This window comes from Candidatus Thiosymbion oneisti (assembly GCF_004359955.1).
In the GTDB taxonomy this organism is placed as follows: domain Bacteria; phylum Pseudomonadota; class Gammaproteobacteria; order Chromatiales; family Chromatiaceae; genus Thiosymbion; species Thiosymbion oneisti.
In genome coordinates this window covers 1-568 of sequence record NZ_SMSC01000137.1, presented here as the reverse complement: position 1 = coordinate 568, position 568 = coordinate 1, and the positions used below count along the sequence as shown (strand labels likewise).

The 568-nt window shown below is 56.7% G+C and carries 1 protein-coding gene; it reads left to right on the top strand.

Annotation, left to right across the window (positions count from 1 at the left end):
- Positions 1–49: 49 nt before the first annotated feature.
- Positions 50–568, top strand: a 519-nt coding sequence (locus E1958_RS19775; protein ID WP_133513386.1) for a helix-turn-helix domain-containing protein, incomplete at its 3' end; no start/stop codon positions are given.

Here is a 568-nt window from a genome sequence, read left to right as displayed (position 1 = left end):
TCATTTTTTCATTGAAGAAGCCTGTGTAACCGTGTAAAAATCCTGCATTATGGGTGCCATGCTCGATTACAACCTGTCCACCGGCCAACATGCCGAACTGGAAGAGGCACACCGTCGTACGCATGACAAGCGTGAGGCTGATCGCCTCAAGGCCATATTGGCCCTGGCTACAGGCTGGAGCCCGGAGGACGTTGCAGACGTGCTGCGGGTCGATCCCAACACCGTACGCAATTATTTCAAGCGTTATCGTACCGATGGCCTGGAAGGATTAAGCCAGATTGGTGAAGGTGTCGGCGGTAGCCCAGGCTGGCTCACGGAAAAACAACTGGTCCTGGTGGATGCTCACCTGCAGGAAAATTTGTACCTCTCGGCGAAAGCGGTAGCCCATTGGGTGAAGGAAACCTTGGGGGTGTCCTACACCGAGAGCGGGATGACCGCGGTACTGCACCGGTTGGGCTACGTGTACAAGAAGCCCCGGCTGATTCCCGGCCAGGCGGATCGGGGCGCGCAAGAACAGTTCCTCGAAGCCGACGACGAACTCGAGAAGAACAAGAGCCAGGACGATCCG